At 72.3% G+C, this 24338-nt stretch carries 17 protein-coding genes, 1 tRNA gene and 1 pseudogene; 11 read left to right on the plus strand and 8 right to left on the minus strand.

The window, feature by feature from the left end; translation table 11 throughout:
• Positions 1-404: 404 nt before the first annotated feature.
• Positions 405-2087: a recombinase family protein gene (locus tag CLT68_RS28325; protein ID WP_099855544.1), complete on the plus strand. Its 1683-nt coding sequence runs from the start codon at positions 405-407 to the stop codon at positions 2085-2087.
• Here the strand turns inward: CLT68_RS28325 and CLT68_RS28330 are convergent.
• Positions 2069-2152, minus strand: a tRNA-Leu gene (locus CLT68_RS28330). The two genes, CLT68_RS28325 and CLT68_RS28330, sit on opposite strands and share 19 nt — an antisense overlap.
• Positions 2153-2383: 231 nt before the next feature.
• On the opposite strand from CLT68_RS28330, the pseudogene CLT68_RS34020 reads away from it, so the two are divergent.
• Positions 2384-2804: pseudogene (locus CLT68_RS34020) on the plus strand (hypothetical protein); the annotation flags it as partial.
• Here the strand turns inward: CLT68_RS34020 and CLT68_RS32975 are convergent.
• Entirely contained in the window at positions 2794-3063 is a 270-nt protein-coding gene (locus CLT68_RS32975; protein WP_158240961.1) for a hypothetical protein, read from the minus strand. The pseudogene CLT68_RS34020 and the gene CLT68_RS32975 overlap by 11 nt on opposite strands.
• Positions 3064-3961: 898 nt before the next feature.
• Between CLT68_RS32975 and CLT68_RS32980 the strand changes: the two genes are divergently transcribed.
• From CLT68_RS32980 to CLT68_RS28355, 5 genes are all read left to right on the plus strand, one after another.
• On the plus strand, positions 3962-5068 hold the full coding sequence (locus CLT68_RS32980) for a hypothetical protein (RefSeq protein ID WP_158240962.1): 1107 nt from the start codon (positions 3962-3964) through the stop codon (positions 5066-5068).
• A gap of 151 nt (positions 5069-5219) precedes the next feature.
• Positions 5220-7847: a fibronectin type III domain-containing protein gene (locus CLT68_RS28340; protein WP_486482358.1), complete on the plus strand. Its 2628-nt coding sequence runs from the start codon at positions 5220-5222 to the stop codon at positions 7845-7847.
• A 27-nt stretch (positions 7848-7874) separates the two neighbouring features.
• Positions 7875-8870 carry an AAA family ATPase gene (locus tag CLT68_RS28345; protein WP_088949100.1) on the plus strand — a complete coding sequence of 332 codons (996 nt, stop codon included), beginning with the start codon at positions 7875-7877 and terminating at the stop codon, positions 8868-8870.
• A 14-nt stretch (positions 8871-8884) separates the two neighbouring features.
• Positions 8885-10063 carry a DUF58 domain-containing protein gene (locus CLT68_RS28350; RefSeq protein ID WP_099855547.1) on the plus strand — a complete coding sequence of 393 codons (1179 nt, stop codon included), beginning with the start codon at positions 8885-8887 and terminating at the stop codon, positions 10061-10063.
• Positions 10057-12438: a transglutaminase TgpA family protein gene (locus CLT68_RS28355; protein WP_486482359.1), complete on the plus strand. Its 2382-nt coding sequence runs from the start codon at positions 10057-10059 to the stop codon at positions 12436-12438. The genes CLT68_RS28350 and CLT68_RS28355 overlap by 7 nt, the downstream gene beginning before the upstream one ends.
• Before the next feature lie 54 nt (positions 12439-12492).
• Here CLT68_RS28355 and CLT68_RS28360 read toward each other — a convergent pair whose 3' ends face one another.
• A complete protein-coding gene (locus CLT68_RS28360; protein WP_099855552.1) occupies positions 12493-13071 on the minus strand; it encodes a hypothetical protein in 579 nt (192 codons plus the stop codon).
• 350 nt (positions 13072-13421) lie between these two features.
• Between CLT68_RS28360 and CLT68_RS28365 the strand changes: the two genes are divergently transcribed.
• Positions 13422-14225: a class I SAM-dependent methyltransferase gene (locus CLT68_RS28365; RefSeq protein ID WP_099855555.1), complete on the plus strand. Its 804-nt coding sequence runs from the start codon at positions 13422-13424 to the stop codon at positions 14223-14225.
• A 38-nt stretch (positions 14226-14263) separates the two neighbouring features.
• Here CLT68_RS28365 and CLT68_RS28370 read toward each other — a convergent pair whose 3' ends face one another.
• Positions 14264-15055, minus strand: coding sequence for an SDR family oxidoreductase (locus CLT68_RS28370; RefSeq protein ID WP_099855557.1), 792 nt, complete (start codon positions 15053-15055; stop codon positions 14264-14266).
• The gene (locus tag CLT68_RS28375) at positions 15052-16035 is read right to left on the minus strand and encodes an LLM class F420-dependent oxidoreductase (RefSeq protein WP_099855560.1); all 984 of its coding nucleotides are present in this window, start codon (positions 16033-16035) and stop codon (positions 15052-15054) included. The genes CLT68_RS28370 and CLT68_RS28375 overlap by 4 nt, the downstream gene beginning before the upstream one ends.
• Positions 16036-16189: 154 nt before the next feature.
• Between CLT68_RS28375 and CLT68_RS28380 the strand changes: the two genes are divergently transcribed.
• Both CLT68_RS28380 and CLT68_RS28385 read left to right on the plus strand, forming a co-directional pair.
• On the plus strand, positions 16190-17410 hold the full coding sequence (locus tag CLT68_RS28380; RefSeq protein ID WP_099855563.1) for a low temperature requirement protein A: 1221 nt from the start codon (positions 16190-16192) through the stop codon (positions 17408-17410).
• Positions 17411-17461: 51 nt separating this feature from the next.
• Positions 17462-18325, plus strand: coding sequence for a DUF1028 domain-containing protein (locus CLT68_RS28385; protein WP_099855566.1), 864 nt, complete (start codon positions 17462-17464; stop codon positions 18323-18325).
• Between the two features lie 5 nt (positions 18326-18330).
• On the opposite strand, the gene CLT68_RS28390 is transcribed toward CLT68_RS28385, so the two are convergent.
• Both CLT68_RS28390 and CLT68_RS28395 read right to left on the minus strand, forming a co-directional pair.
• Complete coding sequence (locus CLT68_RS28390; RefSeq protein WP_099855569.1) at positions 18331-18999, minus strand: maleylpyruvate isomerase N-terminal domain-containing protein; 669 nt, start codon at positions 18997-18999, stop codon at positions 18331-18333.
• 8 nt (positions 19000-19007) lie between these two features.
• Entirely contained in the window at positions 19008-19895 is an 888-nt protein-coding gene (locus CLT68_RS28395) for a phosphatase PAP2 family protein (protein ID WP_199177171.1), read from the minus strand.
• Positions 19896-20080: 185 nt separating this feature from the next.
• Here CLT68_RS28395 and CLT68_RS28400 point away from each other — a divergent pair, with 185 nt between their 5' ends.
• Positions 20081-20704: a DUF3159 domain-containing protein gene (locus tag CLT68_RS28400; RefSeq protein ID WP_185755509.1), complete on the plus strand. Its 624-nt coding sequence runs from the start codon at positions 20081-20083 to the stop codon at positions 20702-20704.
• Positions 20705-21038: 334 nt separating this feature from the next.
• Here the strand turns inward: CLT68_RS28400 and CLT68_RS28405 are convergent, their stop codons facing one another.
• Positions 21039-23945 carry a glycoside hydrolase family 48 protein gene (locus CLT68_RS28405; RefSeq protein WP_099855573.1) on the minus strand — a complete coding sequence of 969 codons (2907 nt, stop codon included), beginning with the start codon at positions 23943-23945 and terminating at the stop codon, positions 21039-21041.
• Between the last annotated feature and the right edge of the window lie 393 nt (positions 23946-24338).

Raw genomic sequence — 24338 nt, forward strand, 5'->3', positions numbered from 1 at the left:
TTCATGCCCGCCGGAGCAACCGGCACACGAATCAACTTCGGAGGACCCCTCCATGACAACCCACCCATCCAACACAGCGCGCGCCTCTAACACGATGCCCTGCCACCGACGGATGTCGCCGCCGGGTCAGCCACCGGACGGAGGCGCATGACTCTGCCGTCCGATCACCAAAATCGGCAACGCAAGGAGTCCGACCCTGGGACGGAAACACGACTTGACCGACCCAGTGGAGGCGACGCTTCATGGACGGTCAACGACGCGAACGGGCGAGCGACGACCGCGTTCATCAAGGTGGAAGCTCCCCAGAGGCCACCGGAGCTGCACCCTGGTGCCGCTGCCGCTCTGCTGAAGCTGCTCAGACGGGTCAACGACCGCCGCACAGACAACTCGATCGAGGAGAACAGATGACCACCCCTCAACCGAAAACCTTCGCCTTTTACGGCCGCGTCTCGACCGAGGACAACCAGGACCCCGAATCGTCCCGGAGCTGGCAACTGACTCGGGCGAACACACTCATCCAGCCACACAACGGTCGAATTGTCGCGGAATACTTCGATATCGGCCAGAGCCGTTCCCTCCCGTGGCAGCGCCGAACCCAAGCCAATCTCATTCTCGCGGCTCTGCGTAACCCCGGGCGAGGGTTCTCCGCCGTCGTCGTCGGCGAACCGCACCGCGCCTTCTACGGCAACCAGTTCGGCCTCACAGCGCCGCTGTTCGTCCACTACGGCGTCGAACTCTGGGTCCCCGAGATTGGCGGCCCCATCGACCCCGACAACGAGGCACACGAACTCGTCATGTCCGTCTTCGGGGGCATGAGCAAGGGTGAGCGCAACCGGATCAAACTGCGCGTTCGCACCGCCATGGCCGCCCAGACCCTCCTTGAGGGCCGCTACCTGGGTGGGCGCCCACCTTACGGCTACACACTCCGCGATCTTGGACCCCACCCCAACCCCGCCAAGGCCGCCGACGGCAAACACCTCAAGGGCCTTACTCCGGACGAACAGACCGCTCCAATCGTCCGGCAGATCTTCGCCGAGTTCCTCGCCGGTATCGGCCTCTTCGCCATCGCCGAGGGACTTACCGCCAACCACGTGCCTTGCCCATCGGCACACGACCGGGCCCGCAACCGGCACCGTAGCGGCATCGCCTGGTCCAAGAGCGCCGTCCGCGTCATCCTCACCAACCCCCGCTACACAGGGCGGCAGGTGTGGAACAAGCAACGCACCGACGAAGTACTGCTCGACGTCGACGACGTGGCAATGGGTCACACCGGCGTCATGCGCTGGAACGCCCGCGACAAATGGGTGGTCTCCAAGGACATCACCCATGAGCCACTCATCGACGACGCGACCTTCGAGCAGGCCCAAGCGATACTGCAACGACGCGGACGAGGAACCGGCGGACAGCACGTCCGGCAGCGCACCCGCAACCCGTACGTCTTCCGGGGCATGATCTACTGCGCCGCCTGCGACCGACGCATGCAGGGCCAGTACAACCACGGCGACGCCTACTACCGCTGCCGCTTCCCGCAGGAATACGCCCTCGCCAACCAGGTTGAGCATCCCAGCAACGTGTACCTGCGCGAGGATGCCCTCACCGACCCGATCGACACCTGGCTGGCCGCCGCCTTCGCACCCCACCGCATCGAACACACGATCACCGCGATGGCCGACGCTCAGCCCTTGGAACATCCGCCCGCAACCGCCCCAGCAGCACAGACGACTATCACCGAGTGCGACGCCAAGTTGGAGCGCTACCGGGCCGCCCTCGACGCTGGAGCCGACCCAGCGGTGGTCACCGGCTGGATCGCGCAGACCCAGGCCGAACGTGCGCGGGCTGAAGCGGATCTCCACGCGAGTGTGGGCACCGCCCCGCGCAGGATGAGCCGAGCAGAAATCACGACCCTGGTGAACGCGCTCGGCGACATCACCGCCGTGCTCCGCGACGCCGACCCGGCCGACAAGGCCGAGGTCTACCGGCAACTCGGTCTCCGGCTGAACTACCAGCCTGAAACGCAAACGGTGCGCGCTGCAGTCGATCTCAGCGCGCACCGTGGGGTAATGGTTTGTGTCCGAGGGGGGACTTGAACCCCCACGCCCTATACGGGCACTAGCACCTCAAGCTAGCGCGTCTGCCATTCCGCCACCCGGACCTACACGTTCAGCCTACCTCGCCGACCAGATGATCTTTCCATCCGGTGGTCGGACCGGCGGGCCGCACGGGGAGTTACTGTACACGCCGCTCGTGGATCATGCACATCGCCTTCCGGCGCCTCCGTTCCGACGCTTCCGCCCCTGTTCAGGCCGCCTGAAACGCCTCACCGACACGGTGCCCAGGCGTGTCCGGGTGGCGTCCGGTGGCCCTCTGACGGCAGCATTGCCGTGTGTCCCGTCCCTCCCCTGTGGCAGCCGCCCAGCACCGGGCCCTCGCCCTGCGCGCTGCCGGCGACCTCAGCGCCGCCCGGCAGCTGCTCGCGGAGGCTGTCGGCTCCCCTCCCCCTCCGTACACCGATGATCACCCGGAGGTGCTGCACACCGCGCACCTGCTGGCACGGCTGCACCGCGAGGCGGACGATCCGCTCGCTTCCCGCCGGGTGTTGGAGGAGGCGTTCGCCGCGGGCGAGCGGCGGTGGGAGCACTCCGACCCGGTGCTGCTCGCGCTCGCTTTCGAGCTCGCCGAGGTAGCCGAAGAGCTGGGCAACCGGCACGAGGCCCGCCGCAACTACACTCGCGTCGCCACCGCCGGGCCCGCCGTGCTCGGGGAGCACCACCCGGTGGTACGCGCCGCCCGCGCCTACCTCGGCCCACCCGCCTCGGCGCCGACCGAGCAGCCCGGCCCACCGCCGACGCCCACCGCGCAGCCGGTCGGTGCGGCGGCCGACGCCGGCGCCCACTCGGCGCTGTCCGGGCCGACGCTGTCGCTGGCGACCCTGGCCGCGATGCGACCCTCCGCTGGTGGCCAGGCCGCCACCAGCTCACCCTGGGCTCCGCCGGCCACACCCCGGTCAACCCCTCCAGGGGTACGAGCACCCGCCGCACCCACCCCGTCCAGTAACGCCGCCACAGCGCCGCCTCAGGTTTCTCGGGTGCAGTCCGCACCCTCTTCGATCGCGCGAGCGCAGCCCGATCCACCCACCACCCCGACAGCGCCTGCCGCGCCAGGGCCGGCGCTTCGGCCCGCCGACCCGCAGCCGTCCGAAACCGCGGTCCCCACGGTGGCGCCCCGCCGAGTCCTCGACCAGCAGCCGCCGGGGCCGTCCCTGCCAGCGGCAGACACCCAGCCAGGGCCGAGGGCGGTAAGCCAGCCAGCCGGGCAAAGGGTCGATAGCCAGCCACCCCGGCCGAGGGCCGAGAGCCAGCCGATGCCGTCGTCCGGTCAGCGGCCACCACACCGATCACCGTCCGGGCCCGCCACAGCGCCCCGTCAACGGGTCGGCGACGACCCGGCGGTCGACGCTTCCCACCGGCCATCGAGCGCAACCGCCCCGACCCCGGCCTCCCCGACGCCAGCATCCGGGCTGCCGGCGCCCCGCTGGGACGATCCGACGATCCAGGTACGGCAGATCGAACCCCTACTCGCCGAGGAGGCTGCCCGAACGGGAGTCAGGGCCCCCGGGGCGAGCGCACCGGTCGACGCATCCGCTGCCCAGCCGGCCTCTCCGAGCAGCCAATCCCCGAGTAGGAGTCACCCAGGGCCAACCCAGCCGGTCAGCGGAACACCAGCCCACCCGGTCAGCGCGCCGCCCATTGCTCCGCAGCCAGTGTCCGCACCACCGGCCCTCCCCCACCCGGTTTCGGGACCGCCGACGCACCCGGTCTCCGCACCACCGCGCGACCCCGTCTCGGCGCCGCCGACGCACCCGGTCTCCGGACCCCCGGCGCACCCGGTTTCCGGACCTCCTGGGCATACCTACCCCGTTTCCGCACCACCCGCGTTCGGCCAGCAGATCTCCGCGCCGCCGATGAGCGCGCCCCCCTTCCTCGCGCGCCCGATGAGCGCGCCACCCGTCTCCGCGCCGCCGGTCAGCGCACCACCCGCACCGCCGTGGGGGTTGACCGCGCCACCGTGGAGCCGCACCGGCCCACCGCCAACTGCCGGTGCCGACGACGCTGGGCCGCTCCAAACGGACGCGGTGCGCACCGGCGCGGACGGCGGTGAGTTCGGGCCGGACATCCTCGATGCCGCGGTGGTGCCGACGCAGCGGGCACGGGCCGCGGCGTCCGACCAGACCGAGGTCCTCCCGGCCGTCGCGCCCGGCAGTGGTCCGGCCAGGGACTTCGCCGGTTCGGCCCAGCCTGTCACGTCCCAGCCGACACCAGGCGCCCTTCAGCCGCACCCCGTCGAGCCGTCTCCGGCTGCCTGGTCACCGGGTGGGGGCAGCGCGCCGCCGCCGACCACGCCGCGATCGGCCTCGCAGTACCACCAGGGCCAGCAGCCGACCCAGGCGGAGCAGGACCAGTACCCGACGCAGGAGCACCGCCCGATCCAGGATCACCGGCCGTTCCAGGCGCCGTACCCGGGTCAGCAGTACCACCACCCCGGACCGGACGCGTACCGGCCGGCGTACGCCGACGAGAGCGACTCGGCGGGCCGCAACCGTGCGACGCTGATCGGCGCGGTGGTCGCGGCCGGGGTGGCTGTCGTGGCGGTGGCCGGGCTGGGTGCGGTCGTGCTGACCCGCGACGACCCGCCGCCCGGGGGCAGCGCACCGACGGCGGTGGCGCCGACGGGGGCGGCACCGACGGCGGCCGGTCCTCCTCCGGGGGACCTGAAGCTTCGGGACAACTCGACAACGATCACGCTGACCTGGACGGATCCGTCCGGCGGCGCGGTGCCGTTCATGGTCGCCGCCGGACGTGCCGGGCAGGCGCTGGGCGTGATGGCCACCGTGGACCCGGGGAAGACCAGCTACACGGTCAACGGGTTGAACTCGCGAGTGGACCACTGCTTCACCGTGTTGGCGGTCTACTCCACTGACAGCTTTGCGACATCGGGGCAGGTCTGCACGGCGCGGGAGCGCAGCACCCCGTCGAGCGGAAGACCCTCAGGTCGGCCGTCGCCGAGCTGAGCTGGGCGTCCACAACGCACACGCTCGGTATCCACAGGGGTGACCGTGCGGGTTCCCCCGCCACCAGCAGCGCCATATGATGGCACCCGGCTCAGGGGAGGGGTCGCCGCGAGGCGCGCCACCTGCCACGACTCAGGGAAGGCAGCCGGCTGTGGCCAGCATGGACGACGCCGTACGGACCGACGCCCCCCGCTTCCGGTCCCGGTTTCGCGGCGGGCTGGTGACCATCGGCACGGTGACCGCGCTGCTGGCCGCCATGGGGTTGACCGTCCTGGGGTTGGGCGCGGCGGACAACGCGGTGGCCAACTACGACGCGAGTTCCTGGCTGTGGAGCGCGGCGCGCAGTGAGCTGGCCCGGGTCAACGGGGTCACCGCCCGGGTGGACACCCGCACCGAGATCCCCGCCGCCCGCCAGCACCCGATGCAGGTGACCCAGACCGATCGGCTGCTGATCCTGCGTGACCTGCAGACCGGGCAGGTCAGCTCTCTGGACCTGGCGACCCTGCAACTGACCGCGACCACCCGCACGACCCCTGGCCTGGGCGTGAGCGTGGCCCTGCACGAGGACGCGGCGTTCATCGTCGACGCCGTGCAGGGCATCGTTCGGCAGCTCGACCCGCGGTCGCTGTCTCCGGTCGGTGAGCCGGTGCGCTACCCGCCGGGCATCACCGGCGGCACCTTCGACGGTAAGGGCCGGCTGTGGATCGCTGTCCCCAGCCAGGGCACTGTCTCGGCGATCACCGCCGCCAAACTGCCGTCCGCTCCGGCCTCGGCGGCCTCACCCGGTGCCGGGCTCCGGCCGGAGCGTGTCGACTCGTACGACGTCGCCGAGGCCAGCCACGAGTTGCAGGTTTCCACCCTGGACGACGGGGTGGCGGTGCTCGACCGTACGGCCGGCAAGCTGGTGCGGGTGCAGAGCGGCAAGGTCCACCCGACGCAGTTGACGCTGTCCGGTCCGGCGGCACTGCCCTCGCGCACCAGTGGCTCCCGGGTCCCGGTCACCGTGCCCGCCGACCGGCGGGTGCTGGTGGTGGGTGACGGTGGTGAGGAGAGGGCGTTCACCGTGCCGGGCGAGGGCGACCGACTCAGCCCGGCGGTGGCCTGGGCGGACCGGTTCTACTGCGCCGACGAGACGACCGGCACCATCTACGCCTTCGACGGGGGCGGTCAGCTGGTCGAGACCATCGGCGGGCGGGCAAACGGCCCGCTGGAGCTGGAGGTCCGGGAGAATCACCTGTTCATCAACTCCCCCGACTCGGCGACCGCCCGCGTGGTGGACGACAAGCACCAGGTGCGCGAGGTCAACAAGTACGCCAACGACGTGCTCGGCGGCGATCCGCCACCGGTTGCCCCGCCACCGCCCCCGCCGAAGAAGCCCCGGGTGGGCAAGCCGAGCGCGCCGCGCAGCGTCACCGCCGCCGCCGGTAACGCGCAGGCGCGGGTGAGCTGGCGGCCTGCAGCCGCCAACGGCGCCGAGATCATCAAGTACGTGGTGGAGGGCGCCGGCCAGCGCCTTCAGGTGGGCGCCAACCAGCGTGCGGTAGAGGTCAAGGGCCTCACCAACGGTGAGACGTACCGGTTCGCGGTACACGCCGTCAACGCCAAGGGCGACGGTCCGCCGCGCAACAGCAACCCGGTGACCCCGACCGCCGCGGTGCCTGATCCGCCGGCGAGCGTCACCGCCCAGGAGCGGCCGGACGGCACGGTCATGGTGAAGTGGCCGGCCGCGAACGGGCAGGGCAACAAGATCGCGAGGTACGCGGTGACGGCCAGTTCGGCGGGGACGAACGCCCCGGCTGGCGAGTCGACGAAGACGGAGCTGGTGGTGCCGGCCGGTGAGCTGGAGTTCGGCACCCAGTACGCGTTCACCGTGGTGGCGGTCAACGACAAGGGCGCGGGGTCGGCGGCGTCGCCGGTCAGCAACACGGTGGTGCCTTTCGCGGCGCCCGGTCGGCCGCTCGACCTGCGCGCCGGCACGGTTGCCAACCAGCCGGGTGCGGTCACGGTGCAGTGGGCGCCAGCCGAGGCCAACGGTCGGCCGGTGACGAAATACCTGGTGGATGTCGGCGGGCGTGCCAGCGAGGTGACCGACACCCGCACGACCGTCACCGGGCTGGGCAACGGCCAGAACGTAACGGTGAAGGTGAAGGCGGTCAACGAGGCGGGGCCCGGCCCGGAGGCCACCGCCACCGCGCGTACGGTCGCCGAACCACGCGTCACGGTGACCGGCTCGTCGTCGACCGCCACCTCGGCGACGGTGACGTTCACCGTGGACGCCGGCGGCGGTCAGGCCACCTGCTCGCTGAGCACGACGGGTGAGCCGGCGAAGGCCGGGGCGTGTTCCAGCATCACGATGACGGGGCTGACGCCGGGCACCAACTACACGTTCACGGTGACGGCGAGCAACGCCGCCGGTAAGGGCACGGCGACGCGGGCGCAGGCCACGCCGTCACTTTACGGAATCGCGACCTGCAACAACGGGTCCGACGGTGACCAGCGCACCTACTGCGACAGGGAAGTTGACGGCCGCAACGGCAACGAGGTCTTCAAGGTGACCCGGCAGGACAACGACCAGCAGGCCGGTTGGGCGAAGCCCGGCCGGCGACTCCAGGCGTACTGCAAGAAGTCCGGCGAGGACGTCGACTCCTACGTCTACAACAACCACAAGCGCAGCACCTGGTGGGTGCAGGTCGACTTCAACGGGAAGAAGAACTACATCCCGTGGGCCTGGCTCAACCTGGAGGGCGGCGACAACATCAATGTCCTGCCCACCTGCTGAACCACCAGGCAAGGAGCACCGCCGACCGTGAACACCCACGAGCCGCTCACCCAACCGGAGGTCCAGGGCTTCGCGGCCCTGGCCGCCCGGCTGGCCGAGAACGTCAACGCGGTGGTGCTCGGCAAACCGCAGGTGGTTCGGCTGGCGCTGACCGCGCTCTTCGCGCAGGGTCACGTGCTTTTGGAGGACGTGCCCGGGGTCGGTAAGACGACCCTGGCGCGGGCCATCGCCGCCACGGTGAAGGGTGAGTGGCGGCGCATCCAGTTCACCCCCGACCTGCTCCCCTCGGACGTGTCCGGGGTGACGATCTTCAACCAGGCGACCCGGGACTTCGAGTTCCATCCGGGGCCGGTCTTCGCCAACATCGTCATCGCCGACGAGATCAACCGGGCTTCACCGAAGACCCAGTCGGCTCTGCTGGAGGTGATGGAGGAACGCACCGTCACCGTGGACGGGGTCCGGCACCCGGTGCCGTCGCCGTTCCTGGTGGTGGCCACCCAGAACCCGGTGGAGATGGACGGCACCTACCGGCTTCCCGAGGCGCAGTTGGACCGTTTCCTGGTGAAGCTGTCCGTGGGCTACCCGGACGAGGCGGTGGAGGTCGAGGTGCTGCGCGGCGCGACGGTGCGCTCCCCCGAGGCGCTCGCCCCGGTCACCGACACCGCCACCGTCGGGGAGATGGTCCGGATGGCCCGCCGGGTGCACATCGCCGAGCCGCTCTACGCGTACGCGGTCCGGCTGGCCGCCGCGACCCGCACCCACCCGCAGGTGCGGGTCGGGGTCAGTCCCCGGGGGGTGATCGCGTTGACCCGCGCGGCGTGCTCGTACGCGCTGATCGACGGGCGGGGCTGGATCATGCCGGAGGACCTGAAGGCGCTCGTCGAGGCGGTGTTCGCACATCGGCTGCTGCTCACCCCGGACGCCCAGGTGCGCGGTGTGACCGCCGGGGAGGTGCTGCGCCAGGCCGTCGCCTCGGTGCCGGTACCTCTGCCGTCGGGGCAGCCAGCTCCGGTGCAGGGCTGACCGGCAGCAGCGGCATGGGGATCACCGCCCGCGGGGTCGGGCTGCTCGTCGCCGCCGTCGTCCTGCTGGGGGTGGGTTTCCGGTTCGCGTACCCCGAATTGTCGTTGCTCGGCGCGGCGGCCGGCGCGGCCGTCGGCTACGCCGCACTGGTCGCGGCCTGGCGGCCTCGGTTGACGGTGACCCGCCTGGCCGACCCGGATCGGGTGGCGCGCGGAGAGCCGGCGAGCATGACGTTGACAGTGCGCAACTCCGGCCGGTTGCGGTCGGCGAACCTGCTGGCCGAGGACCGGTGCGGGGACCGCACCGTGCCGGTGCCGGTGCTGCGCCTGCGTCCGGGCCGGGACACCGAGGTCCGCTACGACGTGCCGACACACCGACGTGGGGTGGTGCCGGTCGGGCCGCTGCGGGTGACCCGACGCGACCCGCTGGGGTTGGTGGCGCTGGCCCGCACGTACGGCGCGACGGTGCCGGTCTGGGTGTACCCCCGGGTCCACCCGCTGACGGCGGTGCCCACCGGCGCGGGGCGCAGCCTCGACGGCCGGGTGGACGGGGTCCCCCACGGGTCGATCACGTTCGACTCGCTGCGGGAGTACGTGGTGGGTGACGAGCTGCGCCGGGTGCACTGGCGGACCAGCGCCCGGGTGGGTGAGCTGATGGTGCGGGAGAACGTGGACACCAGCCTGCCCCGCCTGGTCGTCCTGCTGGACAATCGCGCCACCGCCCATCCGGAGCGGGTGGGTGGGGTGGTGGAGTCGTTCGAGTCGGCCTGCGAGGCAGCGGCGTCGATCGTCACCGCCGCGCACCGCGAGGACCTGCCGGTGGTGTTGCTGTTCGCCGCCGCGGAGCCGCCCGCGCCGGTGACATCCGGCGGTGAGGTGGACGGGGGCGGCGCGGCCGGGCCGTTGGACCGGCTCGCCGCCGCCGAGTTGTCGAGCGACGACGACGCGGTCCGCGCGGCCACCACCCGGCTGCGTCAGGACCGGCTCGGCGACACGCTGATCTTCCTGACCGGCCCGGGTGGCCGGGGCGAGTTGGGGCACGTGGGGGCGCTGCGGGGGGCGTACCCCTCGGTGGTGGTCGGGGTGTTCGGCGCGGCCGAGCCGACGCCGCCGGGCGCGGCCGGCCTGGTGGTGGTCGACGCGGCGGACGGCGCGCAGTTCGCCGCCGAGTGGGACGGGGTACGCCGGTGGTGACGCGCGTCGTGCGGGTGCTGCGGGCGGCCGCTGTCCCGGTGGCGCTGATCGGGTTGACCGCGCTCGCCGGGGTGGTGCTGGGCCGGGTATACGCGGGTGACCTGCTGACCCGGCTGGTCATCGGCGCGGCGGTCGGTTCGGTGCTGGTCAGTGTCGCCACCCGGCGGCTGCCGTCCTGGCTGGTGGCGCCGCTGTCGGTGGCCGCGATGGCCGGTTGGACGCTCTGGTCGCTGCGGCTGGCCGCCAACCACGCCGAGCTTCCTGGTGGCCTGCTGGAGGTCACCGCCGACGCCGCTCGCAACGGCATCCCGCGGCTGCTCACCGCGATGATTCCGGTGGAGCCCGCACCGGACACCGTGCTCGTGCCCGTCGTCGCCGCCTGGCTGGCCGGGCTGGCCGGAGCGGAGGTGGCGCTGCGCGCCGGCCGGGTGCTGCTGGGTTACCTGCCGCCGGCCGGGCTCTACGCCGCCGCCCTCTACGCCGTCGGCCCGAACGCCGAACCGGCGGTCGGGGCGACGGTGGCGTTCGTCGCGGTCGCGGCGCTCGGCCTGGCGAGCCCGCCCAGCACGGCAACGGCCGGCGAAGATCCCGCCGCCAGCCTGACTCCCCGGGTACGCGCGGCGGTGCGGCTTCGGCTGGCCGCCAGCGCGGCGCTCGGGGTGGCCCTGGTGGTCGGGTCGGTCGCGGTGCTCGGCCCGGTCGTCGCCGGTCAGGTCGACGGCCGGCCGGTGGACCCGCGCCGGTACGTGGAGCCGCCGCAGGTGCAGACGCTCGACGAGAACCCGCTGATCCGGATCTCCGGCTGGGCGCTGCACCCGGAGCAGAAGCTCCTCGACGTGAGCACGGAACGCTCCGGCGCGCCGGTTCCGCCGTCCGACGACGCCTCGCCGGAGCCGGAGCCGGAGCCGGGCGCCTCCTCGGGGCCGGCGGACACCGGTGGCGGTGTGCGCATCCGGTTGGCGGTGCTCAGCGACTACGACGGGGTGACCTGGCGGGTCGGCGCGACGTACCGCAACGCTGGCCGAATCCTGCCGGCTGCCACGCCACCCCGGGACAGCACTGTGGGAACGGTCCGTCAGCAGATCACCGTGGCGGAGTTGAGCGGTCGGCTGCTGCCCGCCGTGGCGACGCCTCAGGAGGTCAGTGGCGCACGGGTGGCGTACGACCCGGCGAGCGGGACGCTGATCCGGCCGGAGGGGCTGACGCCGGGGCTGCGGTACGCGGTGACCTCTGCCGAGGAACACCCCGACTCGAACCTGTTGGCCAGCGCGAACGTGCCCGCCGGCGATGAGGTGGCCCGTGTGCTGCGGGTCGCCGACGGGGTGCCCGACCCGATGCGCCGGCTGGCCGCGCAACTCGCCGAGGAGAACGGGGCGCCGTTCGCGCGGGCTTTGGCGATCGAGCAGTTCCTGGCCGAGCACTACCGGGTGGCGGCGGACGCACCGAGCGGGCACGCGTACCCGAATCTGAGTTTCTTCCTCTTCGGGCCGCGTAACGGCGGCGGGCAGGAGGGCACCTCGGAGCAGTTCGCGGCGGCGTTCGCGGTGCTGGGTCGGCTCTCCGGGCTGCCGACCCGGGTAGTGGTGGGTTTCCGCGCCGGTGGGCAGGGGCCGGTGCTGGCCGGTGACGCGTACGCGTGGCCCGAGGTGCTCTTCGACGGGTTGGGGTGGGTGTCGTTCGACCCGCTGCCGCGTCCGAAGAGCGAGCCGAGGCCGGTCGAGGAGGATTTCCGGCCGACACCGGAGGACTCGCCACCGTCGGAGGTGCCGGCACCCACTGTGGAGCCGAGCGCCTCGCCGGAGCCGGTAGCCGCCCCGAACGGGCCGCCCACCTCTGGCCGGCCGTCCACAGTGGTGCTCGTCGGCGCCGGCAGCGGTGGCCTGCTGCTGCTGGTGGGGGCGCTGCTGCTCACCCTGCTGGCGATGCGCCGCTCGCTCACCCGTACCCGGCTCGTCCAGGGTGACCCCGGTCAACGCATCGCCGGCGCCTGGCGGGAGGTCACCGACGCGCTCCGGCTGGCCGGTCGACCGGTCGGCGACGACCTGGCCGCCACCGAGGTGGCCCGGCACGCCCGCCAGGCCCTCGCCGAAGCCCGAGCAAGAGCGAGCGGAGGCAACGCGACCGACAGCACCGCCACCGGCGACGGCCCAACCGACAGCGGCGACGAGCCGGCCGTCGACGAGCTGGCGGCGCTGCTCAATCGGGTGGGCTTCGCCCCGGACGCCGCGGCGGCCGACCAGGCGGCCCGCGCCGCCGACGTGGCCACGGCCTACGTCGCCAACCTGCGCTCGGCCCGCCCCTGGTGGCGCCGCCTGCTCTGGTCCATCCACCCGTCCCCCCTCCACCGAGCCCGCCAGTCCCGCCAGCCCAACTAGTCCCCCACCCCCACCCCCACCCCGGCCGGCCCCGGCCCCGGCCTCCCACGGTGATCAAGAGGTTTGCGTCATTTCGGGGCCCGTTCCTGACGCGAACCTCTTGATCGTCGGTGGCGGGTTGGGGGATCGGCGCAGGGCGCGGCGGCCGTAGTCGACGGCCACGGCTATGACGAGGGGACCCCAGGCGACCAGCGGGGCGTAGTACCGCAGCACCTCCCAGCCCGGAGCCGGATGTGCCGGTTCGTCGCGCCCTATCCCCACCCAGCCGCGGTCCACGACATGGAACATGCTGTTCAGCAACAGATACAGGCAGACGGCAACGAGCAGCGAACCGCCGATCAGCGCGACGAGCACGACCGGGCGGGCCGGGATCGAACGCCTCCCGAGCAGCGGCACCCAGTGCGGCACCCGTTGCCCCCAGCGGTACACCAGCCCGAGTGTCGACAGGGCCAACCCCATCGACAGGACGGACAGGCAGACCATGTACCAGGTGGTGGCCGAATTGTCGGTGAACACGAGGGACAGTCGCCAGATCGCGGACGGCAGGACGCAGAGCGGGACGGCGTAGGCGGCCCAGACCGCCCAGGGTGAGGGGGCGGCAGCCCATTCAGGGCCAGGGTCAGCGTGCTTCATGAGCGCTCCGATCGTCGAAGGTCAAGGTCGTCGAGGCGTGGGCCATGGTTGGTCCGGCCGGCGACTCACGCCGAACGGCTGGCCGTCGCACCGACGACGCCGGCCGCCGCCCACCGTGGTCGGGTCGGCCGCTCCGGCGGTCGGCACTCCGTGCTCGTGGCCGTACCGGTCCCCGCGAAAACCGGAACCTGACGACCAGCCACTGACATCCATGAACCGATGATCGGTGGCGATGGACGCACTCCTCTTCCCCGGCGGAGGTGAATGCGCTCCCGCAGCCGGGGGATGAACCATGGCGCTGGAGCCGAAACCCGCTGGCGGTTCGTCCGCGCGCCGGTGAGCATCAGGGGGTGGACCAGCACACGAGCGAGATCGTCGACTACTACACCCTGCGCTACCGCGAGGACCAGCGGCTGTCCGCCCGCCCGCAGGCACGACTGGAGTGGACCCGCACGATGCAGCTCCTGCGGGACCTCCTGCCCGGCCCGGGTGCCCGTGTCCTCGACATCGGTGGGGGCACCGGCGAGTACGCGAGGGCCCTCGCCGTCGACGGCTACGAGGTCCGCCTCGTCGACCTCGTGCCGAGCCACGTGGAGCAGGCGCGCAGTGGGCAGCCTCCCATCGAGGCGCGGGTCGCCGACGCGCGTGCGCTCCCCGACGCCGACGGCGGATACGACGCGGCGCTGCTCCTGGGTCCCCTCTACCACCTGGTGCACCGCGCCGACCGGCTACGGGCGCTGCGGGAGGCCGTCCGGGTCACGCGTCCCGGTGGTCACGTCGTGGCCGCTGTCATCTCCCGTTTCGCCGGTCCGCTGGACTTCGCCGCCACCGGACGCCTCGACGAGCGACTGCTCGACGAGGCCAGGGCCCTGCTGACCGACGGCACCAACGATCCGCGGATCGGCTTCACCCATGCCTACTTCCACCGGGTCGAGGAGATCACCGACGAGTGCACGGCGGCGGGGCTGACCGATGTCGTCGTACACGGGGTGGAGGGCCCGGCGTGGCCGGCGGCGGAGGCGGCGGCCGGTGGGCCGGCACAGGACGCGGTCTTCGCCGCGGCGTTGGATCTGGCCCGGCTCTACAGCACCGAGCCGACGCTGCTCGGATCGAGCGCGCACCTCCTGGCCGCCGGACGCGTCCCACCGCGCTGACGGCGGCCAAGCCCTCAGGCGGCCAAGCCCTCAAGCCTTCAGGCCGTCAGGCGGCGGATGAGTTTGCGCATACCGGCCTGCCAACCGTCCGGGTCCTCGGCGCGGCGGCGGGCATAGTCGGCGACCTCCGGGTGCGGCAGGATCAGGAAACGTTCCTCGGCCAACCCTGCGATGGCCGCGTCGGCGACCTGGTCCGGGGTGAGCACCGCGCCGGACGCGGCGATCACCCGGGCGCCGAGGTGGCCCTCGACGATCCCTCCGGCGAGCATCGGGGTATCCACGCCCTGCGGGCAGAGCGCGCTGACCCGGATGCCGCGGTCCCGGTAGGTGATGGCCAGCCACTCCGCGAACCCCACCGAGGCGTGCTTCGTCGCGGTGTACGCGGCGTCGCCCACCGCCGTCAGCACGCCCGCCGCCGAGCAGGTGTGCATCAGATGCCCACCGCCCCGGGCGAGCATCCCGGGCAGCACCGCACGGGCCGAGTAGACGTGGGCGAGCACGTTGACACGCCACGCCCGGTCCCAGCCTGCGTCGTCGACCTCCACTCCCCCGCCGGTGGTCACCCCCGCGTTGGCGCAGAACAGGTCGATCCGGCCGTAGCGCTCCTCGGTGTCGGCGACCAGCTCGCGTACCTGCTCCTCGTCGGTGACGTCGAGGGCGATGGGATGCGCGATCGGGCCGATGGCCTCAGCCACCGCGTCCGCCGCGTCGGCGTCCAGGTCGGCGACCACCACGGCGGCGGCCCCCTCCGCGGCGAAGCGGCGCGACAGCGCGGCCCCGATTCCGCCGGCGCCGCCGGTGACCACCACGATCCGGTCGGTGAGGTTCACGCGGACGCTCCTACAGGGTCGGTGCCCAGCTGGGCGATGAGGGTGGTCAGCGCGCTCGCGCCGCCGGCGGTCACCTCGGGGGTGGGCAGCAGCGCGAAGATCGGTACGTCCACGCCCGCGTCGGCGTAGCGGCGCACCTGGGCGCGGCACCACTCCGGCGAGCCGTGCAGCACCAGGGCGTCGACCACGTCGTCCGGCACCGCCGCGCTGGCGCCACGCCGGTCACCGGCGGCCCAAGCCTCCCACATCGGCGCGAGCGCCTCGTCGCGGCCGAGCCAGCGGTGGAACTCGGCGTACGCGGGAACGGTGAGATAGCTGGTGATCAGCCGGCGGCCCAGCGCGCGGGCGTACGCGGCGTCCTCGGTGGGGCAGACGAAGATCCGCGCGGCGACCTCGAAGCCGGCGCGCCGCTCGCCCAGCTCGGCGAGGGCACGCGGCACGTCGTCGGCGCTGAGCCAGTTGAGGATGACCCCGTCGGCCTCCGCGCCGGCCAGCCGCAGCATCCCCGGGCGCAGCGCGGCGAGCAGGATCGGCGGCGGCACGGCCGGTGGTCGTTCCAGCGTGAAGCGGCGCACGGTGAACGTCTCGTAGACCTCGTCGACGGTCTCGCCGCGCAGCGCGGCGCGCAGGAAACGCAGAACGTCGCGGGTGCGCCGGAACGGCTCGTCGAACCGCACCGCGTTCCAGTCCCGTACGAGCACCGGCGAGGACGCGCCGATGCCGAGCGAGAACCGACCCGGCGCGGCCTCGGCCAACGCCGCCGCGCTCATCGCCAGCAGCCCGGGGCCCCGGGTGAAGACCGGCGTGATGGCGGTGCCGAGCCGCAGCCGAGGTTGCCAGGCGGCGGCGAGGGCAAGCGGGGTGAACGCGTCGGCCCCGGCGACCTCGGACGACCAGACGTCGGTGAACCCGGCCCGGTCGAGCGTCGCGTAGACCGCGGCGTGGTCGGCCAGCGGAATGCCGCCCAGCGGCACCGTCATGCCCCATCGATTCGTCACCGGTCGATCGTGCCTGTTGACGGGGCACGCGAGCAAGATCCCCGTACTGGGCAGAATCGCCGGTTCCCGGCCGTGCCCACCGCCGATGGTGCTACGACTTCGAGGTGGACCGAACCAACGGCGCAGGCCGCTGACCATGGGTTCCAGGGCAGCGGGACGCCTGGAGCCGGTCCCTGCGGCGACCAATCCCGGCCGGGCCACCTTCCTGGAACTCTTCTTCGACCTGGTGTACGTCTTCGCACTCACCCGGATCTCGGCACGCGCGTTCGAGGACCTGACCCAGGATCCGGGTCGGGAGCACGGCTGGGGCGCGGTCACCGGCGGCGGCAAGACACTGCTGTTGCTTCTCGCGCTCTGGGCGGTCTGGCAGGGCACCGCGTGGACTACCAGCCGCTACGACCCGTACAAGGTGCCCCTGCAGACCGTGGTGATCACCGCGTTGGTGTGCAGCATGGTGATGGGGGTGGCGATTCCCCGGGCGTTCAGCGAGACGGCGCTGATGTTCGCGGTGGCGTACGTGATCGCGCAGGTGACCCGGCCGTTGATCCTGTCGATCGCGTTGGGAGCGCACCTGTACCGCCGCTTGAAGGTGCGCATGGCGGTCGTGTTCGCTTTCAGCGGGATGTTCTGGATCGGTGGTGCGATGTTGACCACCAACGCGCAGGTGGTGCTGTGGTCGGCGGCGCTCGTCATCGAGTACCTGGCCGCCCGTTGTGGCTGGCCCGTGCCGGGGCTGGGCCGCTCGACGATCTCCAAGTGGGAGATCGCCGGGGAACACCTGGCCGAGCGGTACCAGCAGTTCTTCCTCGTCGCGCTGGGCGAGACCATCCTGGTGGCGGGTTTCGCGTACAGCGCGGGGTCGTACGAGGCGGGACACGTGTGGGCGTTCGCACTGGCGCTGGCGACCTCGATCCTGCTGTGGCGGATCTACGTCCAGCGGGCGGGGCGGATCCTGGGCGAGGCGGTGGTGAAGTCCCGACACCCCGCCAACATCGGCCGCTCGGCGGCCGACACCCACCTGCTGATGGTGATCGGTCTGGCCGCCACCGCGATCGGCTACGAGCTGATCATCGAGCATCCGTTGGAGCGGATCCCGGGAGCGTGGCTGGCCATGGTGCTCGGTGGGCCGGCGCTGTTCCTGGCCGGCCGGGCCCGCCTGGAGTACGAGGTGTTCGGGCGGGTCTCCCCGTCCCGGTGGATCGCCCTCACCGTGCTGGTGGCGGCGTCGGTGCCTCTGCTGCACCTGCCCGGTGTGATCGCCACGGCGGTCGGGGTGGTGGTGTTGGCGACGGTCGCGGTGATCGACGCCCGCCGGGCACGAGGCGCCCCGCCGGAGGCCGCCGCACCACCGTTCTGACCCATCGACACACGGGGATGTCAAGCCGCCGAGGCCGGATAGTCTCGGCGGGTGACCTTCTCGCTCGTCGCCCGTTCCGCCGACGGCCGCCTGCACGGCGTCGCCGTCGCCAGCAAGTTCCTCGCCGCCGGGGCGCTGGTGCCGGCCGCCGCCGCCGAGGTCGGCGCACTGGCCACCCAGGCGCACGTCAACCTGGCGTACCGCCCCCAGGGCCTCACCCTGCTGCGTACCGGTGTGGCCGCCGCCGACGTGGTGGCCGGGCTGGTCGCCGCCGACCCGGAGCGGGAGCACCGCCAGCTCGGCGTCGTGGGGGCCAGCGGTGCGGGCGCGAGTTGGACCGGGCCGGCCTGCCATCCGTGGGCTGGCGGGCGCACCGGCGACGGCTGGGCCGCGCAGGGCAACGTGCTCACCGGCCCGGAGGTCGTCGACGCGCTCGGCGACGCCTGGCTGGCCGGGTCGACGCTGCCGTTCGCCGAGCGGTTGGTGGCCGCGTTGCGGGCCGGCGACCAGGCCGGCGGTGACCGGCGGGGCAGGCAGAGCGCCGGTCTGCTGGTGGTCGAGCGAGGCGGCGGGTACGGCGGCACCAGCGACGTGGTGGTCGACCTTCGCGTGGACGACCACCCTGATCCGGTCACCGAGCTGGGTCGACTGCTCGCCGTGCACACCATGCTGTTCAGCCGTCCGGACCCGGCCACCCTGCTCGACCTCAGCGGCGCGGTGGCCGAGGAGGTGGCGGCGTTGCTCACGGCGCTGGGCCACCCGGTGACCGACGACGGGACGGAGGCGGCGTTGGTCTCCTGGGCGGGGCTGGAGAACCTGGAGGAGCGGCTGGTGCCGGGGCGGATCGACCCGGTCGTCCTGACGCACCTGCGCGGCGTCGCCCCGCACGTCCCCGCGCCCCGCTCCGCGAGCTGACCGGGTCAGCGACCGAAGGCGAGCCAGCGGAAGCCTGCCGCGTCGACCGCGGCCCGTTCCGGTGCGGTCAGCGCCACCCGGCCGGTGGTCTTGCGGATCAGGGTCAACCGGTCCCAACCCAGTTCGGCCGGCACCGGGCGTCCGCCGGTGAGCAGGTCGGCGATCACCGCGGCTGCCGGCGGGGTGAGCCACGGCGGCCGGCCCAGCGCCGCGGCCAGGTCCAGACCGTGCACGCCCACCTCGACGACCCGGGTCCGTAGGAACTCGGTGAGACGCATCGTGTCGCCGTGGCGGGTTCGCACCACCCGGTCCGGCGGTGCGGCGGCGACCGCCGCGTCGGTGGCCCGCCAGGCTCGGTCGAACGCGCTCGCCAGCCCCGCGCGGTCCACCTGCGCGGCGTCGCGCCGCCCGCCGTCGATCCGGTCGGCGTCCACCTGCGGGGTGAACTTCGCCCCACCGAAGTAGCCGGCGGCGTCCACCTCGGCGCGCGGCGGGGCCGGTGCGGCGAGCATGCCGGTCAGCCGGCCGACGCCGGTGTGTACGTGCGCGATCAGTTCCCGGACGGTCCAGGGCGGGCAGTCGGTGGGACGGTCGAGGTCGGCGTCGACCAGCTCGGCCAGGATCTCGGTGAGCCGCGCGCACTCGACGGAGAACGCCGCGCGGACCGGGTCCATCGGCCGGCTCAGCCCTTGACCCGAGGCACCAGCCGGTGCACGACGGTGAGCGCCAGCGCCATCACCACCGCCATCGTGCCGGCGATCCCGGCCGCGCTGCCCGCGTACCCGATGAACAGTGGGCGCCGGCTCAGCTCGTCCGGGCCGGTGTCCCGCAGCTCGATCAGCCAGGCCAGGGCCAGCCCACAGGCGACCAGGGCGAGCACACCGCCCACCCCGAGCACCAGCGCGGCGACCCGGTGCGCGTCGCCGGGCGCGACCTCGGCCTGCTCCCGCTGGAAGACGAGCAGGACCAGCCCGGCCAGCGCCGCCCAGACACCCACCACGAGGTACGCGGCGACGGCGTCGCTGGGCCGGTGCCAACCGGCGGAGAGGGTGGCGACCCCGGCGACGGCGGCGTAGCCGGCACCGATGAAGGCGCCGACCGCTCGCACCTTGCGGGGCAGGACGAGCATCAGCGCGATCGCTACCGAGGCGGCCACCGTGGTGTGCCCGCTGGGCAGGCTGTTGCCCACCGCGGCGCGCTCCGGGTCGAGGCCGAAGTCGGGCCGGCTCAGCCCGTGCTTCAGGAGTTGGGTTGAGACGTTCGCCCCGGCGATCAGCAGGGTCGCGGTGATGGCGAGGGCGATCCGCCCCCGGATCAGCGCGATGAACCCGATCATCGCGGTGGCGGCCACCAGGGAGACCACCGACATCGCGTTGAGGATCCGGTTGACGGGTCCGTCGATGGTGTCCTGCCCGATCCGGTTGCCGGTCAGCGCGACAGTGTCCACCCACTGACCGATCTCGGTGTGCACGGCCACCCGCCAGACGGCGAGGAAGGCGGCCGCCTGGACGAGGGCCAGTACGACCAACCAGACCGCGGTCCAACCCCGTGCCGTCGCGCGCATCCGCACACCGTAGCGGCCGGTCGTGGCCGACCGACCGGTGGCCCGCCGACCGCCGCCGGTTAGGTTGTGCCTGAGACGAGGAGGCGGTGGTGGGCGGTGCACCGGAGGGCGACAGCGGCCGGGCCGTACCCGGCCCTGACCAGCGGACGGGTGCCGACCCTGGGCCGGCCCGGCCGGAGTCGCTGACGGATCTGCTGGGCGGGCGACGCGGCGCCATCGACGCCACGCTCCCGCCGCTGGCGTTCGCGGTGGGCTGGCTGCTGGGTGGCGAGTCGCTGTGGGGTGGGGTCGGCGCGGCGCTCGCCGTGGGCGCGGTGGTGGCCGGCGTACGGCTGCGTCGCGGTGACCGCCCGCGCTCCGTGCTGATCGGGTTGCTGGCGGTCTGTGTCGCGGCGTTGATCGCGGTGCGCACCGGCCGGGCCGAGAACTTCTTCCTTCTCCAGGTGCTCTCCAACGCCGCCAGCGCGTTGGCGTGGGCGGTCAGCATCGTGGTGCGCTGGCCGCTGCTCGGTGTGCTGGTCGGGGCGGTGCTGGGCCAGCGCGCCCGGTGGCGGCGGGACCCGGCGCTGCTGCGCGGGTACGGCCGGGCCAGTTGGGTGTGGACGGCGACCTACGTGTTGCGGGTCGCGGTGTTCGTGCCGCTCTACCTGGGCGGGCAGGTGCTCGCGCTGGTGGTGGCCCGGGTGGCCCTGACCTGGCCGCTGGTCGCCGCGGCGCTGGCGTTGAGCTGGGTGGTGCTGCGGCGGTCGTTGCCGGCCGGGCACCCGGGTCTGCGTCATCCGGTCACTGTGGACCCGGTCGCACCGCCCCGCTGACCCGAAGGGGATCGGTTGGCGACGGTCTGGAGTGGGCGGTGGCGGGGCAAAAAAGTGGAGAGGCCGCCACGGGGGGAGCGGCCTCTCCGGTGACGTACGTTACTCCGTCGTGTGCTTCGGCGTGATCCCGTGACGGCCCGAATTTCTGGGCTTTTTCGCGGCTGGCTCCAGTCCGGGCGGTGGGGTGGGCCAGCCGATCCGCTGCGTCGGCCAGATGGCTGGCCCACCCCGGCCTGACCGTGGGTGTCAGGCCGTCCGCCGGCCCGGGTCCGGCGTTCCCCGGACCCGGGCGGATCCCGGGGTGGGCGGTCCACGCCACCCACCCCGGGTCGCCTCAGCCGTTCGGGAACAGGCTGCCGTAGTCGGCGTACGCCATGGCGACGTCAGCCTGTGCCCAGAACCGGTGGTAGTTGAAGCTCGGCTCCGGGCCACCGTCCAGGTACGCCTGCACCTTGGGCCAGTCCGGGTCGTTCTTGTAGAAGGACCGGATGTCGAGGAAGCTCTTGCCGGCGGCGATGGTGTCGCCGTTCGGCATCTTCCCGGTCCAGCCCGGCGGGACGTAGAGGCCCTGCCCGGTGGACGCGTCGTAGACGTCGTCGAAGCGCCGGTAGTCGCCACGCTTCTCGGTGGTGGAGACACCCTTGGCGTCGCTGGCGGCCGACAGTGCGTCGAGCAGCCCCTTGGCGGTGTCCTTCGCCGCGACGTTGCCGGACTTGGCCGCGTACGCGATCAGGATCCGGGCGTAGGCGGCGGTGACACCGACGTCCTGACCCTTGCTGATGACCTCGACGTGCAGGCCGGTGTTGGGCTGCGGGTTGGACGGGTTCCAGGTGGTCGGCTGACCGGTCCACGCCATGTCCGACGGGATCGACCAGTTGGTCCCGAGGGTGGTGTTGGCGATCGCCCAGGGCACCCACTTGTCCAGCAGCGCCTTGGCCTTCGCGTTGCCGGTCTGCTGGTACAGCTCGGCGATGCGCTGCATCGACCAGGCCTGCATACCGAACCACTGGTTCGACGGCGGGTCGTTGTAGACCGGGTCGACGTCGTAGAACATGCCGTAGAAGGTGCTGGTGCCGGCCGGCGGCTGGGCGTAGCTGCCGTCCCAGCTGTTGGTGGCGCCACCGGCGATGCCACCCTCGGCGGACTGCAACCAGGTGTAGAACTCCAGCTGCCGTTCGAAACTCTTGGTCCAGTCGGCGACCGCGGTCGCGGACTGCGGCTTGAGCTCCGGGGTGTTGGTCAGCGCCCAGGCCGCGAACGGGTTCTGGTAGCCGAAGTGGTTGTGGCTGGAGCCGATCCGCCAGGACCAGTTCTGGCTGGCGTCGTACGCGCCGCCCCAGGCGTAGTACCAGGACAGCAGGTAGTGCGCCGAGTCCTTGCCGCTGCCGGCGGGGCAGGTGCTGGCCCCGACGCAGTTGCCGATCTTCTTGAAGTACTTGTCGAACATCGCGTACCGCAGGTAGTCACCCATCTTGGCGGCCTTCGCGATGGTGGCCGCTACGTCGGCCTGCTTGTTCTGCTCCTTGGCCCAGGTCAGCGCCCAGTACGCGGCCTGCACGGCGCGGGCGTCGGCGTCCGGGGCGTTGGTGTACTTCCACTGCTTGGCGGGGGCGCCGGTGTCCTTGACGAACAGGTCGAGGTAGCCGTACTGACCGCCGTGCTTGAAGGTGTCGCAGGAGGGCTGCGGGACGGTTTCCCACACCGACTCCTGGGTGCCGCGCTGGAAGGTGTTGATGTAGGCCGGCTTGGTGGTGCCGTCACCGCAGCGGCCGAAGCCGTAGGTGTTGTCGACGTCCATCAGCCAGTGCATGCCGTAGATGTCGCCGGTGCCGTAGGTGGACTGCAACTCCGAGCGCAGCGGGTCCTGTCCGACCGGGACGTTCGCGTTCAGCGCCGAGGGGTACTGGCTGGGCAGGTTGTACTCCGCGGCGTACTGCGGCGTCCCCGCGGAGCCCGCCGTCGGCTGGTCGGCGTGCGTGGGGATGATGTACTTCTCCATCACCGTCCAGGCGTTGTTGAACGGCGCCCAGTTCTGGGTGACCTTGCCGTAGTAGGCCTCCAGCCAGAGCCAGAAGCTGAACGCCTCCGAGGTGGTCTCGTGCCCGTGGTCGGGCGCCTCGACGATCAGCGTCTCCACCGAGTGGTACGGCACGCCCTCGGGGCTGAAGTAGCCCGAGTTCTTGATCTTGCCGTACTGGTCGAGGAACTTCGCGATGTAGGTGTTGTCGCCGCCGGGGGTGTCGTTGTCGATCTCGGTGGCGGTGACCGCCAGCGAGGCGAGCCCGGTGGCGGAGGCGGTGATGGTGGCGGCACCGCCGGCGGTGTCGGCGTCCTCCGCCGCGGCGACCGTGACGGTGACTCCGGTGCTCCAGTTGCTCGGGGTCAGCGTGGCGGTGGCCGGCGAGACCGTGACATCGGTGTCGCCGGTGCGGGTGAGGGTGACCGGCACGTTGGCCGTCGGCGCGGCGCTGAGCTTCAGGTTGAAGGTGGCGGTGCCACCCTCGGCGACGCTCACCGCGGACGGCGTGGCGACCAGCGTCGGGCCGGTGGCGGCACCGACGGTGAACGCCTTCTCGTCGACCCCGATGCCGTTGGCGTTGTCGTACGCCTTGGCCTGGACGGTGTAGCTGCCGGCCGGCAGGTCCTCCTGGGTGTACGCGTACGGGGCGGAGGTGTCGGTGTTGATCAGCAGGCCGTTGCGGTAGAACTCGACCTTGCTGATCGTCCCGTCCGGGTCGCTGGCGGTGGCGGTCAGCGGCACGTCGGCCGGAGCGGTGAACGGCCCGGTCGGCAGGCCGAGCGAGACCGTCGGCGGCTGGTTGGCCGGGGTGCCGTTGCAGGGGGTCCCGTTCAGGGTGAACGAGGTGGGCTTCGGGTTGCTGCCCGAGTGGGTGCCGTTGAAGCCGATGGTGGTGGAGGCCCCGGTGGCGAGGTTGCCGTTGTACGACTCGTTGGTCGCGGTGACCTCGCTGCCGGTCTGGCTGAACTTGGCCGACCAGCCCTGGGTGACCCGCTGACCGCTGGTCGGGAAGGTCCACTTGAGCGTCCAGTTGCTCACCGGGTCACCCAGGTTCTTGATGGTGACGTTCGCGGTGAAGCCGGTGTTCCAGTCGTTGGTCGCGTAGACCACGTCGCAGGCGGGTGCGGCCTGTGCGGCGCCGGCAGGCAGGGTCACCCCGCCGATGGCGAGCAGCGCGGCGGCGGCGAGCGCCACGCGCCGGCGTATTGCCAGTTGTCTCATGTGCGCGGTGTCTCCTCGGACCAGGCCGGGATGGTCCCCGGCGAGGCGCCTGCCCGCGAGGGTGGTGGTCCGCGGGGGATTCGAGGCGCCGGGAAGGTGGTCTTCCCCGGGCCCGGCCGGGGTAGGGCGGTGCGGCCCGCACGGGAGGGGGTCCCGCCGGCTGCGCTCGGGTGACCGTGACCGGAGGTGGTGCTGCCGGCTGCCCTCGGTGGACCCGCACTCACGCGATGTGGCTCCTGTCGCGTCGAATCGACAGTGTGCCATGGAAGCGCTCCCACAACAAGCGCGCGCGGCGGCGGATCAGCTCCTTGTTTCGATCTCGTTTTGGGTCTTTCACAAAGGCGTGACGGGCGTTACAGTCGCAACATCGGTCGATGGGAGCGCTTCCATCGA

The sequence above is a fragment of the Micromonospora sp. CNZ299 genome (assembly GCF_002754415.1).